The sequence below is a fragment of the Mesorhizobium sanjuanii genome (assembly GCF_002529485.1).
GTDB classification, from domain to species: Bacteria; Pseudomonadota; Alphaproteobacteria; order Rhizobiales; family Rhizobiaceae; genus Mesorhizobium; species Mesorhizobium sanjuanii.
This window is the reverse complement of the sequence record NZ_NWQG01000152.1, coordinates 1-16,067: the sequence shown is the minus strand read 5'-3', so window position 1 is coordinate 16,067 and position 16,067 is coordinate 1. Positions and strand designations below refer to the sequence as shown.

Sequence of the window (16,067 nt, the reverse complement as noted above, 5' to 3'; positions counted from 1 at the left end):
ACATCACAAGTCACCTATTGGAAGTGAATTACGAACCATCGCTCACAATTCAATCTGACAATCGCCGCTCTACTCGCTTAGCCGGCCCGAACGATGACCCATCATAAACCTCGACGCATATCCGGCGGGCGAGCGTTTCCCGGGCAAATTCGCATCCAGCACCAATTGTTCGATAAAGCCCTGATTCATTTCAAATTCCACGCACTCGTCAAGCTTGTCAACAATCCATAGCCTGTATCGATCGATCTTTGGATTTGTGCTATTTTTCTTATCATACCCGCAATCGTTTGGTGGTATATCTTGGGGCTCAGCTGGAATAAGCATAATTTTCGGCTTCGGCAAATCATAACAATGACCTTCAAAAGAATAGCTTACAATTATTCCGGCCGTCATATTTTTTTGTTTCTGCTGCATTTCCGAAAATAATACGGCAGTAGAAATAACAAGCCGGCCAATTTTCATGTCCAATTCTAGTTGTGCGGAATATCCTGCGGGAATTGGAAATGGAAAGGGTAAATGATTGGCCAGCTCCAACGGGTCATCGTGATATTGTCTTTCAACTTTGGCAAACTCTGCCTTGACCTTTTGGTTTGCAGCCGTGTCCTGCGCAGCAGTGCCAGCCGAAGCCGTGACAGAGACGTCAATGCCAGATCTGGATCCAACTGGATGAGGGTTGTTTGGGAAAAAGACGCCCGAATTGCCAGGGATACCGTAGAGCCTGACCTGCGTCGCGCTGTACGCCTCGTTTGGATAGGTTAGTGTTGGCCTGTGGAAATCGCTCATGTCGTTCTCCTCTTGAGTTTCACGGAGTCATAAGATTTCTCGCCAAACGAAATTGCCTTCGAAGGATTTGGCCAGAGCCGGGCTGACACGATCGGCCGTGTCGAGGATGGTTTCGGCCGCGTTTGCGAATGTCAGGTCGTTGGAGTCTAGCAAAACCCAGGCCCTCGCCAGAGCAAGACAAACCTCGTCACGTGCCCTGACTAATTCGCTCTTGAACAGGAACGGACGCGCTCGGTATGCCTTGGCCGTATAGGCTGAGATGCGGTCTATCGCCGATGCATCAATATCCTTGAGGTCCACTCCGAGCAGTCTCGCGTCGGCAAGGTCCTGCTGCACCAGGCCGGCATGATAGACTTCGACCAGCGTGTCGAACACGGCGCCGGTGAAGGGCCGCGACCGGTCGTGGACCTCCGCGCTGACCTCCGACATCTTGCGGGCATTGCTCGCCAGCCGGAGCTGGCGGTCGCCGGTCAGCTCCGCAATGCGATTCAATTCGTTGAGGACAAGAAGGTTGGCTTGGCTATGCCGCAGGAGCCGATCCATGCCGCTGTCGAAATGAAGGAAGGACATCAGCGAGATCAAGTCAGAGCTGGCTTCATGAAATGCCGCGAAATCTCCGGCGGCGAGGCCGTTCCATGGCATGCCGTAGAGGGAGAACTGTATCGCGTGACCGACCTCGTGGGCGATCACATCGAAGTTCAATGCGTACGGATGCCCGCGCGCGGAGTCTTCGAATTCACGGCCCAGTTCGAGAAAGCCATAGCCGGACTGCGCGTTTTCCCAATCGACAAGGGGAATGATCTCGAGGCGCTCATAGGTGTCCGCGAAGTGCCACGCGACAGGCTTGCCGACATAGCTTTCCCAAATGTCCAGCACACGGCTGACCGAAGCAAAGGCATGCGCCGCCAGGAATTGCCGCGACCCAACAGGAATCTGGTCGAAGTGCCCCTCATAGTCAGGTTCCGCCGGCGCAACAACGTCGCCGACAAATGGCGGAAGATAAGGAAACTCGTAGGGCTGCTTTTCAAGGATGGGATCGCGCACATACATCCGAGAATCTTCCGGACCGGCACGAATTTGTCCGGGCGGTGTGGAGAGCCAGACCGTTTCAGGTCTTTCGTATCCGGAAACATGGGGCGCTTGAGGGAACAGAAGAAAACGAGTCCCGCCTGACATACTGTCGTGGCTGGCGTTTCGAGCATCCCCAAGCTCGGCCTCCCTCATATTAACCATGCTAGCATGACGCGAGCTTGCCGTAAATTGCAGCCCCTGCGAACTGCCTGCCAAGGCCATCAGATATCGAGGCCAGCGTCGTCCAAATCCTGCTTGAAGGCGACGGTCATTCTGAAATCACGCAGCAGTCCTGGCCTCGGTAGGCCAGCACGCAGGAGCTGCATCGCAGCGAGCGCGTCATCTTTCTTTTGCGACACGAAAGCGCTGGAAAGTTTCTTGCCGAACGCAGCGATCTCGTCGTCGTTCGAAGTCGGCAGAGCATGGCGGATCATGCTGATCACGCTGCGGTCGCGGAAATTCAGGGTGGCAGCGGCTTTTTCGAAATTTTCGGCTTCGCTCCTGGCGACCTGGCCCAGTCTGAGCGCGTTACGAAGCGTTCTGCGCAGGTCGATCAGGGCGTGGGTGAGCTGGCAGAAGTTGGCTTCTTCCGGACCATGGAGAACGGCAACGGCGTCGTCCCGTGCAAAGGGGAAACGCCGATACCATCGATAGATGAGGCCGACACCGCGCATATAGGGATGGAGTTCCGCCGCCCGCAGGGCACCCATGCTAGCCGCGCCGACAACAGTGATGCCTTGCCCGACCGCCCAGAGGATTTCCTTGTGACGAACCGCCGGCTCCAACTGGAACCCGCCGTCGACAATCAAAATGGCAGCGGGATCGAAATGCTGTACGGCAGCAACAATGGAACCTTGCACCGCCGGCGGAAGGCACACAACGTCCGCCAACCTACCTGCGTCGGCGTGCGATAGCGTTGGGCCGGTAAACACAAGAGTCGGCCGCATCTGGCTAACCACCCAGCAGCGGAAACAGCTGCGGCATCACGACCTTTACCGCCGCAAAATGCTCGAAAGGGCTGGTATCCAGGCGCACAAGATTGACAGCATCGATGCCGCAGCGTTCCAGGTCGGCAAGAAGGCCGGGCAAAGTTGCGGTGGCCAAGACCGGCAGATCTGGCCAATGGATTCTTCCTGGCCCTTCATGAATCAGCCGCCGGTGCGCATCGATCATCTGCCAATCAGGATATTTGTGATAGGTCGCGCGCGTAAGGTCGTCGCGAGCGCCCGATATTGCAGCGAGCCTGGCCTGCACAGCTTCCTGGACGGCATGGACTATTGCTGCGGCGGGATCAAATGCCGCCGCGGAACCTTCGGTGGGCAAATGAAGCAAGGCCGTTTCGCGCGGATTTGTCTCCATGAGGTGGCAGAGGATGACCGGTACACCGGTTGGCGACGGAGCGAGCCACAGACCGACCATCAGATTTTTCTGCGCCATGCGATCCAACAAATCGATGACCCTCAAATCCTTGATGGAAGCCGGGTCGATGCGTTGCAGTTGGAGGAAGCCGTGGGCGCGTTGAAAGCGGGCGATTGCATCACGTTCGATGCATTCCAATATCCCATGGACAATGGCGTCGACCTCATGCAGGGCCGCTGCGAGTCCCATTGTCGTGCCCCAGAAAACGCCGTCGTTCCTATCAGGCGGCCAGATATAGGCTGTATGGACCAGTTCAAGCGGCACCCAGGCTGAGCTGCCATCGATGAGATTTTCGGCGGCGGTCCACGCCAGTTTGGTGTCGTGCCAGTCGACCGGAGCGGTCGTCCGAACGTGCTTCGCAAATCGTTCCGCGGCGATATCGAGCGCGCGCGCTTTGGCCGAGATGATTTCGAAACGATCAATGCGTTCGGCAAAGAAACTTTCCGCGGCCTCAAGCAGCGCCGAGATGGCCGCGCCAGTCATGTCGGCGCCCTTTCCTTGGGAAACCGCGTTTGACAAGGAGAGAGGCCGCGTCACCTGCGCCACCGAAATGCCGATGCGATCGAGCCCGGTTATATCGGCCACTCGGGTGATTCCCAGGTCGTCGCGGGCTGCCATGAGGATCGCCAGCGCTTCGTTCGGAGATGGACCAAGGCGCTGATACTGATCCAATGCGGCACCTCAAGGGGCGGGTTCGCGGTTTACGAATAGCGGCGCCCCGGGTTCGAGCGAAGCCTTCTCAGCCGTCACACGGCTGGCAAACTGGTGGAGCAGAGGCTGCGAGACATTAGAGCACTCGAGATCCTCATATGCGGCGATCATGATTGGAACGGCTTTCTGGTCAGCCGCAGTTACCAGACACCGCTCGAACGCAGTGGCAGCCTGGTCGGCGCCGGCCTTGCCCTGGACAAGAATTCTCGCCGTCCGGCGATGCAGTTCGGCAAGCCAATAGCGGCTGCCGCCCGCTTCCGCCTGAACAATCGCCGAATGCAACAAGGCCAGCGCCTCGTCGACCTCACCCGAGCGAGACAAAAGTTCAGCAAACATCCCGCAATAGACCGGCTCGTCCTCGGGAGTCTGGACCTCGCCATGCAGACCAAGCCCCTCGCGCATTTTATCTTTTCCGCGTTTGATCTCCCCGGCATTGCCGTCGCACCATCCCTCGAAAATCTGGGCAGAGACTCTGAGAGAAGGCAGATGATGAATCTCCGTCAGTCTGCGCAAGTCGGCAATGACGGCACGCAGGCTCCCAAAGTCGCGGCGATAGGAATGCAGCATCGCCTCGTTTATCAAGGCGTGAGCGATGCTGCTGGCATGGCCTGTGTGCTTCGCCCACTGCCTGGCCTGCGCCATGAAAGCAAGCGCACTGGTTGAGCGGCCGCTGAACCACAGTGACAGAGCGCGATGCGCCAGCCCACAAACCTTGGCGTCATGTCCGCCAAATCGTGTGGCATTCGCATGCCCCTGTTCGACGTCATAGAGCGGCAAACCGGCATCCACCGCTTCAATGCAGCCATCGTGGCTGCCCCTGTTGAAGTCGACTGCCCAGAGACAGTGCCTCACTTGCAACTGCACTTCGGAATCCCGGACCTCCTGAAGATCGTTCACAATGGCCTGCGCACGCTCGCCGTCGACGACCGAACCCGTGAACCACCATCCCCAGTAGATCGGAAACCATTTGGCGCGCTCTGCGGCAGGGCGTCGCCGTGCGATGGTCACGCCTTCGTCATAAAGCTTGCGAGCATATTCCGAATTCGGGCCTTCGACGGCGGTGAGGACGGGGCCGAGGGCCACCACTGCCGAGAGCTGCAACTCATCTTGCCTGCTGGTATCAGCAAGTTGCTTGCAAAGCGCTAGGGCGCGCTCAAGCAATTGCCTGGCTTCCGTCATCGCCGATCGCGACGAGCTTTCCACACCGGCGCTGACAAGTCCCGCTATTGCTTCTTCCAGGAGACCTGCGCGTTCGGCGTGTATTGCGAGTGCTGCCGTGGTCATCCAGCCGGCGAGGCCGCGATTGCCGCTCACGGCCGCATGCAGCCGGTGATGCAAGATCTGACGGCGCTTTCTGAGTGTGCCGTTGTAAATGGTTTCTTGAATCAAAGCGTGCCGGAAGCGGTATGCGGCGCCACCCACATTCCAGGCTCGAACGGCGAAGTCAGCATCCACAAGCGTGTCGAGCGCATCGGAAATTGTAATGCGAGCGAAATCGGGCAGAAGTGCCGCAAGGAGATCGAGACTGAACAAATTGCCGGCAATCGAAGCGGCACGGGCAACCTCATGAGCCGCACCAAGCGGTTCGAGCCGCGCGCTGAGGACACGTTCGAAGACCGAAGTTCGACCCGACAAGGAACTTTGAGGCAGCTGTTCGATGTCGGTCGTCTCAGCCATCCATTGGCAGACCTCTTCGATGAACAGGGGTACGCCGCCTGCAACGCGCTCTGCCAGCTCGATCAGTTCCGGGTCGGCGGCCCTTTTTCCCTGGGGCCACATCGTCTCGATCGCGCGCAATCTGTCAGCGTGCTCGAGCGGTTTCAGCATGACGTGTCTGCCATAGCGCTGAAGCCAGCCGCCAACGCCTGGCCTGGTCGTTGCGATGAGCATCGCCCGCCAGCCTGAGAGTTGTTTGGCAAGTTCGGTGATCAGTTGCTTCGAGGACATGTCAATCCAATGAATGTCTTCGACAATCAACATGACCGGGCCGCCGGCGCACATGGCCTCCATGGCCTGGCCTATCGCCCAGTTGGCTTTCTCCCGCAGGGGCTCAGGGTGCATGTCATTAAAGCCCGGGTCGGCCCCTTCCGCGCCGAGCAGAAAAGAAAATAGACCAGCAACCTCCAGGTCCCCGATGCCGTGCACGGAAAAGACCCTGGCCACGCGTTTCGAAGTCAACGAACTGTCGTGATCTCCCGACTTTGCTTGCATCGTCTGGCGCAAGGGGTGCAGCGTCGAATGCGAGTCGCCCGGTGTGCACTGAAAGAAGAGCAGCTTGTTGCGCTGCAAATGTGTCTGCCTGCGAAGTTCGTGCACGATGCGGGATTTGCCGATGCCGGCTTCGCCCTCGATCAGGAGTACTTGACCGCGCCCGGCAACAGCGTCTTGCCAACAGCTGCGGATCAAGGCGAACTCGTCAATACGATCGACCAATGGGCTGGTCATCCGGCCAAAGGCGAAAAAGCGGTCGACCTCGCGCTTGTGATTCAGGGCTTGCCAGATCTGCTTCGGTCCTGCGAACCCTTTGATGGCGTGGGAACCGCGCGGACGAAAAGCATGGGAACGTCGGGCCAGCTCACGCGTCTCGTCGGACACATAGACGGTATCGGGCATAGCGAGCGCCTGCAGCCTGGCCGCCATCGCGAAGGCCGGACCGGTGATGCTCTCCTGGCCTGCGGTGACGTCACCCTTCTGGATGAGCGTCATCGACGTTGCGACACCGACCCTGACGTGTAGGTCGGTTCGCCCCCTTCGCAGCGCCAGGAGCCGACACGCGTGGATGATTTTCAACCCGGCTCGGATGGCCAGCGAGGCTGCGTCGTGATCACCGATATCGATAGGAAATACGGCAACCCCGCCGTCGCCGACTTCGACTCGGAGCGTGCCTGAGCAAGAAATGATCGCCTGCTTCACCGAGTGCTGGAAGTCAGATACAAGATCCTCGAAGTCCTCGATATCGAGAAGGCCAAGCAGTTCGGTCGACCCAACCAAGTCGTAACAAAGCGCTGTAAGCAAACGTCGTTCATGACGCACATCATCGCCGGACGCTGCGTTTGGATGCGACCCGGTTCGGTCACTATCTACCATGCGCTGATGCCCTCACTGAGCGTCCCGCCATAGTATCAAAAACGACGCCGCGCGACAAAGGAACCTGTGACGCAATCTGCGACACGCGGCTCAGGGCTCATTTTCGCAGAGGTTCGGTATCAGACGCTATAGTTCAATGTCCACCGTAGGTTGGCCGCTCGGCGCTACCTGCTCGTTCCGATGACACGAATGGCAATATTCCAGCCATCTCGGCCACTGGCCGCAGCTAGCTGATCAAGTTTTTATCGAGGCGGATCTGGCTCTCGTCAAACCGGCCGCACCAGAACATGCTTCTTCTTGCCCAGCGACAGCTTTGCAACCTGTTCCGGCCCCATATCCCTAGGCGTCACCATCCGGCGGTCGTCCGACACCGGCTGGTCGTTCAACCGCACCGCGCCGCCCTGGATATGCCGCCGCGCTTCGCCGTTGGACGCGGCAAGGCCGGCGGTGACGAGCAAAGACAGGATGCCGATGCCGCTTTCGAGATCCGCGGTCCCCACCTCGACGGTCGGCAGCGTTTCGGCGAGTCCGCCTTCCTCGAAGGTCTTGCGCGCGGTTTCCTCGGCTTGCTCGGCCGCCTCGCGGCCGTGCACGATGGCAGTCGTTTCCGTGGCCAGAACCTTCTTGGCCTCGTTGATCTCAGAACCGCCGAGCGCGGCGAGCCGCGCGATCTCGGCGAGCGGCAAGCGGGTGAATATCTTCAGGAAGCGCTCGACATCGGCGTCCTCGGTGTTGCGCCAGTACTGCCAGAAATCATAGGGAGAGAACAGATCGCCGTTCAGCCACACCGCGCCCTTGGCCGATTTGCCCATCTTCGCGCCCGACGATGTCGTCAGCAGCGGCGTGGTCAGGGCGTAAAGCTGCGGCGTGCCCATGCGGTGGCCGAGATCGACGCCGTTGATGATGTTGCCCCACTGGTCCGAGCCGCCCATCTGCAGCCGGCAGCCGTAGCGCTTGCTGAGCTCGACGAAATCATAGCCCTGCAGGATCATATAGTTGAATTCGAGGAACGACAGCGATTGCTCGCGCTCGAGTCGCAGCTTGACGCTGTCGAAGGTCAGCATGCGGTTGACCGAGAAATGCCGGCCGACGTCACGCAGGAACTCGACATAGTTGAGTTTCATCAGCCAGTCCGCATTGTTGACCATGATCGCCTCGCTGGGACCATCGCCGAAACGCAGGATGCGGCCGAAGATGCGCTTGATGCCCTCGATGTTGGCGGCGATCGCCTCGGGCGTCAGAAGCTGGCGCTGGTCGTCGCGGAAGGAAGGATCGCCGATCATCGAGGTGCCGCCGCCCATCAGGGCGATCGGCCGGTGGCCCGTCTCCTGCAGCCAGTAGAGCATCGTCGCCGAAATCAGATTGCCGATATGCAGGCTGGTCGCCGTCGCGTCGTAGCCGACATAGGCGGTCACCGTCTCCTTGGCGAAAAGCTGGTCGAGGCCGGCCTCATCCGAAATCTGGTGGATGAAACCGCGCTCGCTCATGATGCGCAGGAAATCGGATTTGAAGGCGGACATTTTTTCTTTCCCGAAAGCGCCCGGCCGAATGCGGCTCGGGTATGCATGAAGGCGCGCGTTTAGCACCAGCGCGCGATCAGCAAAAGTGGAATCCGGTTTTGCGTTCGATCGCGCGCCAAATAACAAGCCTTGGCGATGAGCAAAAGTGAAAACCGGCTTTGCGGCTCGCACGGATGTCGTCTGCGACGGCGGACGCGAATGCTTGCGTCATCGTTTCGGCTGGCGTAATGAGGCGCCGCGCCAACGGGTCCTTGCAGTCTTCGCCCGCTGGAACGGCACCGCACGGCATCCACCAAATGCCATATCCTGTGACAGAGCCCCGACGCGACATGCCGGAGATATCCATCGTCATTCCTTGCAGGAACGAGGCGGCGAACCTGCCGCTCCTGCTCGACGAGATCGGCGCCGCGATGGCTGGGCGCGACTTCGAGGTGATCGTCGTCAACGACGGTTCGACCGACGAGACAGAAGCGGTGCTCGCCGCCGAGGCGGCGCTTCGCCCATTTCCGCTGCGTCATCTCAAGCACCAGAAATCCGCCGGCCAGTCGCTTTCGGTGCGCTCGGGCGCCTGGGCGGCGCGTGGCGGGATCGTCGCCACGATCGATGGCGACGGCCAGAACGACCCGCAATACATACCGGTGCTGATCGACGCGTTGCGGCAGGCCGGTCCCGAGTTCGGTGCGGCGCAGGGACAGCGCCTGAAACGCCGCGACAGCAAGATCAAGCAACTGGCTTCGCGTTTCGCCAACTGGCTGAGAAGCGCGATCCTGCATGACGAGACCCGCGACACCGGCTGCGGCCTGAAGGCGGTCCATACGGATATCCTCAGGAAATTGCCATTCTTCGACGGCACCCACCGCTTCGTTCCGGCGCTGGTCATCCAGGAAGGATATCGCGTCGTTCATTGCGACGTCGTCGACCGCTCGCGGCGTCACGGCAAGTCGAACTACGGCATTTTCGACCGCGGCCTGCAGGGCGCTCTCGATCTCGTCGGCGTCTGGTGGCTGCGCCGGCGCCGCCGCGGAATGCCCAAGGCAGAGGAAATCACGCATGGCTAACGTGTTTCAGGAGCTGGCGACCTGGTTCCATCAGGTTTTCGTCAAGCAATTCGACGCCTGGGTCCTGCTCGGCTTCGTCGCCCAGTTCTTCTTCTCCATGCGCTTCGTGGTGCAGTGGATCGCGTCGGAAAGAGCCAAGCGCAGCGTCGTGCCGATCGCCTTCTGGTTCTTTTCGCTGGGCGGCGGCGGTCTGTTGCTGGTCTATGCAATCCAGCGCCAGGATCCGGTGTTCATCGCCGGCCAGGCCCTGGGTTTGTTCATCTACATCCGCAATCTTTGGTTGATCGCCAATGAGCGCAAGGCGGCGATGACCAAGGTCGACTGAGAAGTCCGTCTCGTCAGGGCAAGCAAATCGGTGGCCGAATGAACAGGAACATCCTCTTTCTCTTCCTGTTCAGCCTGCTGATGACGGTTTGTGGGCTGGCGACCATGCCGCCGCTCGATCGCGACGAGCCGCGCTTCGTCCAGGCCACCAAGCAGATGGTCGAGACCGGCGATTATGTCGACATCCGCTTTCAGCAGGCCTCGCGCTACCAGAAGCCGATCGGCATCTACTGGCTGCAATCGGCGGCCGTCGCGCTGAGCGGCAAGGGCGCCGAAGCGCCGATCTGGGTGTACCGCCTGGTCTCCGCCTTGGGCATTGCCATCGCTGTCGCGGCGATCACCTGGACGGGTGCCAATCTTTTCGGAACCAGCGCCGGCCTGGCCGCCGGCCTGGTGATGGCCGCGATCTTCGCGACCGCCTTCGAGGGGCGCGACGCCAAGACCGACGCGATGCTGCTGGCCTGCTGCGTGCTGGCGCAGGGCGCGTTGGCGCAGATCTATGTGGCCTCGCGCCGCAACGAGGCCGTTGCCAGCCATCTGCCATGGATATTCTGGGCGGCCCAGGGCGCGGCGATCTTGATCAAGGGACCGATCGCGCCGCTGCTGTCGGCGCTGACCGTCGTCGTGCTGTGCGCCTTCGAGCGGGACTGGCGCTGGCTGTCGAAGTTGAAGGCCGCGCGGGGGCTCGCCCTGGTGCTGCTGATCGTGCTGCCCTGGCTCATCCTCATCACCTGGAAAAGCGGCGGCGCTTTCCTGCAGCAGGCCGTCGGCAAGGACATGCTCGGCAAGGTCGCGCAGGGCGAGGAATCGCATGGGCTTCCGCCCGGCTTCTACATGCTGACCTATTCGCTGTTCATGTGGCCCTTCGGCCTGATTGCCCTCGGCGCCGGGCTTCAGGCCCTCAATCGTCTGCGCGACGATCCGCGGCTCCGTTTCTGCCTTGCCTGGTATATCCCGTTCTGGCTTTTGTTCGAACTGATCCCCACCAAACTGCCGCATTATGTCCTGCCGGCCTATCCCGGCATGGCGCTGCTGGTCGGTTGGCTTTTGACGTTGCAGCCGCAAGAGGCGAACGCGCCGCTCAGGCGCTGGCAGAATTGGCTGTGGTGGGCGACCGCCTTTGGCTTCGTGCTGGTCACGGCGGGCCTTGCCGTGCTCTGCGTGGCCGCGCCCATCCACTTTGCCGGCACCTTCTCGTGGTGGAGCATTCCGGCTGCCGCCGCGGCACTCGCGGCCGGCTATCTCGGCTTCTCCAGGCAACTGCAAGTGCGGCTCGGCCGCATCGCGGCAGTCACGATTTGTGCGGGCATTGCCTATGCTTTGCTGTTCGGTGTCATCGCGCCGTCATTGAAACCGATTTGGATGAGTCCTCAGATTGAGGCTGCGGTTCGTGCGAATCGTCCCTGTGAGACGACGGTGCTCGCCTCCGCGGACTATCACGAACCAAGCCTGGTATTTTTGGTAGGCACGAACACGATCCTGACCGATGTCGATGGGGCTGCACAACATCTGCTTGCCGATCCTGCCTGCGCGCTGGCGCTGGCGCCGATCGGGGAAGAAAAAACGCTGCACGGCCTTCTGGCAGGACAGTCGGCGAGCCGTGTCGCCCGGATCGATGGGATCAACTATTCGTCAGGAGACAGACTGTCGCTCGGTCTCTATCGTATCGCGAAATAACCGCCCTTCGATGATCGCTTCGAGCTTGGCATGCTGGTGAGGTCTCCGGTGCCTGCGACTGCTGTGCTCCGTCTGTCTGTCGACAATTTTCGTGACACCGCCCAGATCGTGGCAAAGCGCCTTGTCACCCGTCCCGCGCACTATCCACAGATCCTGTGGTCGGTCTGGACCGTGGCCTGGCTTTTGCTGACCATAGCGGTGCTGATCCGTTTCGACGCTGAGGCAGGGATGTCCTGGGGGCGGTGGCCCACCGGCTTCATCGATCTCACCGACTTTTTTACTGTCTTTGGCCTGGGCGGGTGGTACCTCATTCCGTCGGCGCTGCTGCTTGTGGCCGCAAATCTGACGGACTGGCGCAGCCTTTCCAGACGATCGCTGATGCTCGTCTACAACTGGACCTGCCTTGCTTTTCTGGTGCTGAGCGCCGCTGGCCTTGCCGGGCTGGCCGTCAATTTGTTGAAATATGGCATTGGCCGGGCGAGGCCGGTCTATTTCAATAATCTTGGTGATTTGTCGCTGCATCCTTTCGCCATGGATGCGCGCTTCGCCAGCTTCCCTTCCGGCCATGCCACGAATATGGGCGCTGTGTTCGCGATCGTGCTGCTCTTGTTTCCGCAACGCAAATACATCGCATTGGTGTTCGCCTTGTGGGTAGCATCGACCCGCATCTTTGTCGGCGCGCACTATCCGAGCGACACCGTCGCCGGCTTCGGTCTTGGCGGCGCCATTGCCGTGGCTTGCGCGCTGGTCTTCGCCCGGCTTGGGTTTATCTTCCGTCGGACAACGACAGGACTGCCGGTTCGCAAAAGGACGTTTCGGTTGTTATGGCCAAGCCGAAAGCCGGATCGTTCCGGCGCCGCTCAACAACCAAATTTCGGGCTTGAAGCCACACAATAGCGCCGGCCGTCCTCGGCAGCGCAGGAGGCGTTTTGTCACTTTGCCGGGAAGGCATGGATTTGGGCTTCAAATGCTCGTAGACTTGCATTTTTCTGGCTGTGGCCCCGCTTGTGATGCTCCGTCGGTCTCTCGGCAATTTTCAGGATACGTTCAAGATAATACGAAGGCGCTTTGTCGCGCGTCCGGCCAATTACCCACAATTGCCTTGGGCAGTCTTTGTGGGCGTCTATCTGCTTCTGATCGCAGCCTGCATGGCTTTCCTGGATGGCATTGCGGTCGGCTGGCGGGACCGCTGGCCGAGCGGGTTCGTCGCAGTCGCCAACGGTTTCACCAGTTTCGGCTTGGGCGGCTGGTATCTCATCCCGCCGCTGGTCCTGTTCGTGCCGGCCAACCTGCTGGACTGGAGGGCTCTTTCGAGGCGTTGGCGCATGGTCGCCTACAACTGGACCTGTTTCGCCTTCTTCGTGCTTAGCGCCGCCGGTTTGTCAGGGCTGACGGTGACGGTCCTGAAGCATGTCTTCGGCCGTAGCCGGCCGGTCATGGACATGGGGCTGTTCTCTTTCCGCCCCTTCGCGTTCGATCCGTATTTCGCCAGTTTCCCGTCCGGCCATGCAACGAATGTGGGCATGCTTGCGGCCGTGGTGTTTCTTCTTTCACCGGCATGGGGGAAATACGTTGTTTTGCCCCTCACCATGTGGATTGCGGCGACGCGGATTGTGGTCGGCGCACACTATCCAAGCGATACGATCGCCGGCTTCGGCCTCGGCATCGCTTGCACCGTCGGCACTGCGCTGGTCTTTGCCCGGCTCGGCTTCATCTTCCGGCAGACGGCGGCGGGGTTGCCGGTCCGCAAGAAGACATTCAGGCTGCTCGCGACAGGGCGGAAGCCGGCAAGCAGCCCGCCACGGATGCTTTACACAGAGGCAGCCAGTCCCTGAGAGGCGCTACTTGCTATCCAGTCCGCCCCAGGATCGCACCATGCGGGCCATATCGCTTGCGGTCGTACCTTCGCTCTCCAGCCCCTCGGCGACACCGACGCGGTCGGCGGCTGGCCGGTTCTGGCTGACCTTCCACTTGCCGCTGATATCCGTGATCTCGATTTCCAGCCCGACAATGCCCTTGATCTGCGACTGGATGAAGGCCGGCGGCGCATCGGTCACCGCCCAGGGCGCTTCACGTGCGCCTTCCTGCGACACCGTCAGATCGGCAATCTGCTGCGCCAGCCAATCCCCGTCCTCGATCACCCTGACCATGCCGCGCACCTGGACGATTGCGTAATTCCAGGTCGGCACGACCTTGCCGGTCTCACGCTTGGTCTCGTACCAGGACGGCGTCACATAGGCATCGGCGCCCTGGAAGACGACTAGCACGGGCGAGAGAGGATTGTCGGCCAGCAGCCGCCACTGCGGATTGGCCTTGGCCAGATGTGCCCGCAGCCTGCCCTTCGGCGGCACATCTGCGTTGGGCGGAGAGGGGGCATCGAGCAGGAAGGGGATCGCATTGGCGATTGGCCCCTCGGCGCCCCCCTTGGCACCATTGGAGATCAGCAGCCCAAGCGGATGCGCCCGTACCAGCCTGTGCAGGATCTCCTGCCGCGTCTCCTGGAAATGAGGAGGCTGGTACATTGGATTCCGCTTCTATCTCAACCGCTTCGGCCGCGGATCGGACAACTCGCCGGCTAGCCGGCGATCGAGATAGTCCGCGCATTCCTCAAGCAGGAGGTCTGCGTCATTGGAGAAGAAATGATTGGCGCCGGGCAAGGTTTTCTGGGTGATGGTGATGCCCTTTTGCGTGTGCAGCTTGTCGACCAGCCCCTGCACGTCCTTGGGCGGCGCCACCTTGTCGGCATCGCCATGGATGATGAGGCCGGAAGACGGGCAGGGCGCCAGGAACGAGAAATCGTAGGTGTTGGGCTGCGGCGCGATCGAGATGAAGCCTTCGATCTCGGGACGGCGCATCAGAAGCTGCATGCCGATCCATGAGCCGAACGAATAACCGGCGACCCAGCAGCTCTTGGAATCCGGATGCAGCGACTGCACCCAGTCGAGCGCCGCCGCCGCGTCCGACAATTCGCCGGTGCCGTGGTCGAATTCGCCCTGACTGCGGCCAATGCCGCGGAAATTGAAGCGAAGCGTGGTGAAATCCCGCTTCTGGAACATGTAGAAGAGGTCGTAGACGATCTTGTTGTTCATCGTGCCGCCGAACTGCGGATGCGGATGCAGCACAATGGCGATCGGCGCGCTCTTTTCCTTGGAGGGCTGGTAGCGGCCCTCCAGGCGGCCGGCCGGACCGGTGAAAATGACCTCAGGCATAAAATACTCCAATTGGCATAAAATGCGCGGCGCCCGGAACAACTCTTCCTCTGGCCCCAGCCTTTTCCAGGCCTTGACGCAGGGCGAGCGTCTTCTTAGAAGCTAGTTTAGAATTGTTCAAAACTGGGTGGCCAAAACCTGTTGGCTCGGCCGCCCGCGCCGCAAGCCGGGTAAATAGGACGGCTTGCCTTGCAATTTCAAGGAAATAACGCGCTATCGTTGGCGAATGGCTTTTGACAGGACCAATTGACGGAAAATGGCCTCAACTCGCGCCTATCTCGACTACAATGCCAGCGCGCCGCTGTCGACGGCGCGTGACGCAATGATTGCCGCGCTCGATGTCGCCGCCAACCCGTCATCGGTCCATGCCGAGGGCCGCACCGCACGGCGGCTGATCGAGAATGCAAGGCGCGATGTCGCCGCCCTCGTCAATGCCAGATCCGAGCATGTCGTGTTCACCTCCGGTGCGACGGAAGCCGCCTCGACGCTGCTGACGGCGGACTGGCGGATGGGCCGCGGCGCCGTGCGCATGAGCCGGCTCTATGTCTCGGCAGCCGACCATCCCTGCATCCTGAATGGCGGGCACTTCCCGGCTGCCCAGGTGACGTGCATCGGCGTTGACGCCAACGGCATCGCCGATCTCGCAGCCTTGGTGGCGGCACTCGTTAGCCATGAGAAGGCCGACGGCCTGCCGCTGGTGGCGATCCACGCCGCCAACAACGAGACCGGCGTCATCCAGCCCATCGACCGCATCGCCGAAATCGTCAAGGCGGCGGGTGGCATCCTGGTGATCGACGCCGTACAGGCAGCGGGCCGCATTCCGATCGACATGTCAGCGGGTTATGCGGATTATTTGATTCTGTCCTCGCACAAGATCGGCGGCCCCAAGGGCGTCGGCGCCATCGTTGCTGCGGCGGACTTGATGATGCCCCGGCCATTGATCAATGGCGGCGGCCAGGAAAAGGGCCATCGCGGCGGCACGGAGAATCTGCCAGGCATTGCCGGTTTTGGCGCTGCGGCACGGGAAGCCTTGAACGGATTGCAAAGCATTGATGCGGTCGCTGGCCGTCGCGATGAGGTCGAGGCCATCCTGAAAATGTTGGTGCCGGACGTGGAAATCTTTGGAACTGGTGCGCCGAGGCTTGCCAATACGACATTCTTCGCTATTCCCGGCATCAAGGCCGAGACGGCGCAGATCGCCTTCGATC

14 protein-coding genes are annotated in these 16,067 nt (G+C 60.7%); 6 read left to right on the top strand and 8 right to left on the bottom strand.

Going from position 1 to position 16,067, the window contains the following annotated elements; all coding sequences use genetic code 11:
* Positions 1-69 precede the first annotated feature (69 nt).
* The 6 genes from CN311_RS32295 to tyrS all read right to left on the bottom strand — a co-directional run bounded on the left by CN311_RS32295 (position 70) and on the right by tyrS (position 8,591).
* Positions 70-783, bottom strand: a complete 714-nt coding sequence (locus CN311_RS32295) for a hypothetical protein (protein ID WP_133117230.1) — start codon at positions 781-783, stop codon at positions 70-72.
* Between the two features lie 27 nt (positions 784-810).
* Positions 811-2,007: a gluzincin family metallopeptidase gene (locus tag CN311_RS21340; protein WP_425351087.1), complete on the bottom strand. Its 1,197-nt coding sequence runs from the start codon at positions 2,005-2,007 to the stop codon at positions 811-813.
* A gap of 68 nt (positions 2,008-2,075) precedes the next feature.
* On the bottom strand, positions 2,076-2,744 hold the full coding sequence (locus CN311_RS21335; RefSeq protein WP_245440901.1) for a TfuA-like protein: 669 nt from the start codon (positions 2,742-2,744) through the stop codon (positions 2,076-2,078).
* 61 nt (positions 2,745-2,805) lie between these two features.
* Positions 2,806-3,945, bottom strand: a complete 1,140-nt coding sequence (locus tag CN311_RS21330) for a YcaO-like family protein (RefSeq protein ID WP_097575684.1) — start codon at positions 3,943-3,945, stop codon at positions 2,806-2,808.
* A gap of 9 nt (positions 3,946-3,954) precedes the next feature.
* Entirely contained in the window at positions 3,955-7,071 is a 3,117-nt protein-coding gene (locus tag CN311_RS21325) for an ATP-binding protein (protein ID WP_097575683.1), read from the bottom strand.
* 266 nt (positions 7,072-7,337) lie between these two features.
* Complete coding sequence (gene tyrS / locus CN311_RS21320) at positions 7,338-8,591, bottom strand: tyrosine--tRNA ligase (protein WP_097575682.1); 1,254 nt, start codon at positions 8,589-8,591, stop codon at positions 7,338-7,340.
* Positions 8,592-8,920: 329 nt separating this feature from the next.
* On the opposite strand from tyrS, the gene CN311_RS21315 reads away from it, so the two are divergent.
* The 5 genes from CN311_RS21315 to CN311_RS21295 all read left to right on the top strand — a co-directional run bounded on the left by CN311_RS21315 (position 8,921) and on the right by CN311_RS21295 (position 13,485).
* A complete protein-coding gene (locus CN311_RS21315) occupies positions 8,921-9,649 on the top strand; it encodes a glycosyltransferase family 2 protein (protein WP_097575681.1) in 729 nt (242 codons plus the stop codon).
* On the top strand, positions 9,642-9,974 hold the full coding sequence (locus CN311_RS21310) for a lipid-A-disaccharide synthase N-terminal domain-containing protein (protein ID WP_097575680.1): 333 nt from the start codon (positions 9,642-9,644) through the stop codon (positions 9,972-9,974). Before CN311_RS21315 ends, CN311_RS21310 begins: the two co-directional genes overlap by 8 nt.
* Positions 9,975-10,012: 38 nt before the next feature.
* Entirely contained in the window at positions 10,013-11,650 is a 1,638-nt protein-coding gene (locus tag CN311_RS21305) for an ArnT family glycosyltransferase (protein ID WP_097575679.1), read from the top strand.
* Between the two features lie 198 nt (positions 11,651-11,848).
* Entirely contained in the window at positions 11,849-12,547 is a 699-nt protein-coding gene (locus CN311_RS21300) for a phosphatase PAP2 family protein (protein WP_245440900.1), read from the top strand.
* A gap of 251 nt (positions 12,548-12,798) precedes the next feature.
* Positions 12,799-13,485, top strand: coding sequence for a phosphatase PAP2 family protein (locus CN311_RS21295; protein ID WP_245440899.1), 687 nt, complete (start codon positions 12,799-12,801; stop codon positions 13,483-13,485).
* 6 nt (positions 13,486-13,491) lie between these two features.
* Here CN311_RS21295 and CN311_RS21290 read toward each other — a convergent pair whose 3' ends face one another.
* Both CN311_RS21290 and CN311_RS21285 read right to left on the bottom strand, forming a co-directional pair.
* On the bottom strand, positions 13,492-14,172 hold the full coding sequence (locus CN311_RS21290; RefSeq protein WP_097575676.1) for an FMN-binding negative transcriptional regulator: 681 nt from the start codon (positions 14,170-14,172) through the stop codon (positions 13,492-13,494).
* A gap of 12 nt (positions 14,173-14,184) precedes the next feature.
* Positions 14,185-14,859, bottom strand: a complete 675-nt coding sequence (locus tag CN311_RS21285) for an alpha/beta hydrolase (RefSeq protein ID WP_013532163.1) — start codon at positions 14,857-14,859, stop codon at positions 14,185-14,187.
* A 256-nt stretch (positions 14,860-15,115) separates the two neighbouring features.
* Here CN311_RS21285 and CN311_RS21280 point away from each other — a divergent pair.
* A partial coding sequence (locus CN311_RS21280) for a cysteine desulfurase family protein (RefSeq protein WP_097575675.1) occupies positions 15,116-16,067 on the top strand: 952 nt, incomplete at its 3' end.

Excerpts from the sequence above, each read along its gene's own strand:
- CN311_RS21310 (WP_097575680.1), top strand. The coding sequence starts at position 9,642 with ATGGCTAACGTGTTTCAGGAGCTGGCGACCTGGTTCCATCAGGTTTTC.
- CN311_RS21315 (WP_097575681.1), top strand. The coding sequence starts at position 8,921 with ATGCCGGAGATATCCATCGTCATTCCTTGCAGGAACGAGGCGGCGAAC.
- tyrS (WP_097575682.1), bottom strand. The coding sequence starts at position 8,591 with ATGTCCGCCTTCAAATCCGATTTCCTGCGCATCATGAGCGAGCGCGGT.
- CN311_RS21285 (WP_013532163.1), bottom strand. The coding sequence starts at position 14,859 with ATGCCTGAGGTCATTTTCACCGGTCCGGCCGGCCGCCTGGAGGGCCGC.
- CN311_RS21340 (WP_425351087.1), bottom strand. The coding sequence starts at position 2,007 with ATGAGGGAGGCCGAGCTTGGGGATGCTCGAAACGCCAGCCACGACAGT.
- CN311_RS21295 (WP_245440899.1), top strand. The coding sequence starts at position 12,799 with ATGGCTTTCCTGGATGGCATTGCGGTCGGCTGGCGGGACCGCTGGCCG.
- CN311_RS21305 (WP_097575679.1), top strand. The coding sequence starts at position 10,013 with ATGAACAGGAACATCCTCTTTCTCTTCCTGTTCAGCCTGCTGATGACG.
- CN311_RS21325 (WP_097575683.1), bottom strand. The coding sequence starts at position 7,071 with ATGGTAGATAGTGACCGAACCGGGTCGCATCCAAACGCAGCGTCCGGC.
- CN311_RS21290 (WP_097575676.1), bottom strand. The coding sequence starts at position 14,172 with ATGTACCAGCCTCCTCATTTCCAGGAGACGCGGCAGGAGATCCTGCAC.
- CN311_RS32295 (WP_133117230.1), bottom strand. The coding sequence starts at position 783 with ATGAGCGATTTCCACAGGCCAACACTAACCTATCCAAACGAGGCGTAC.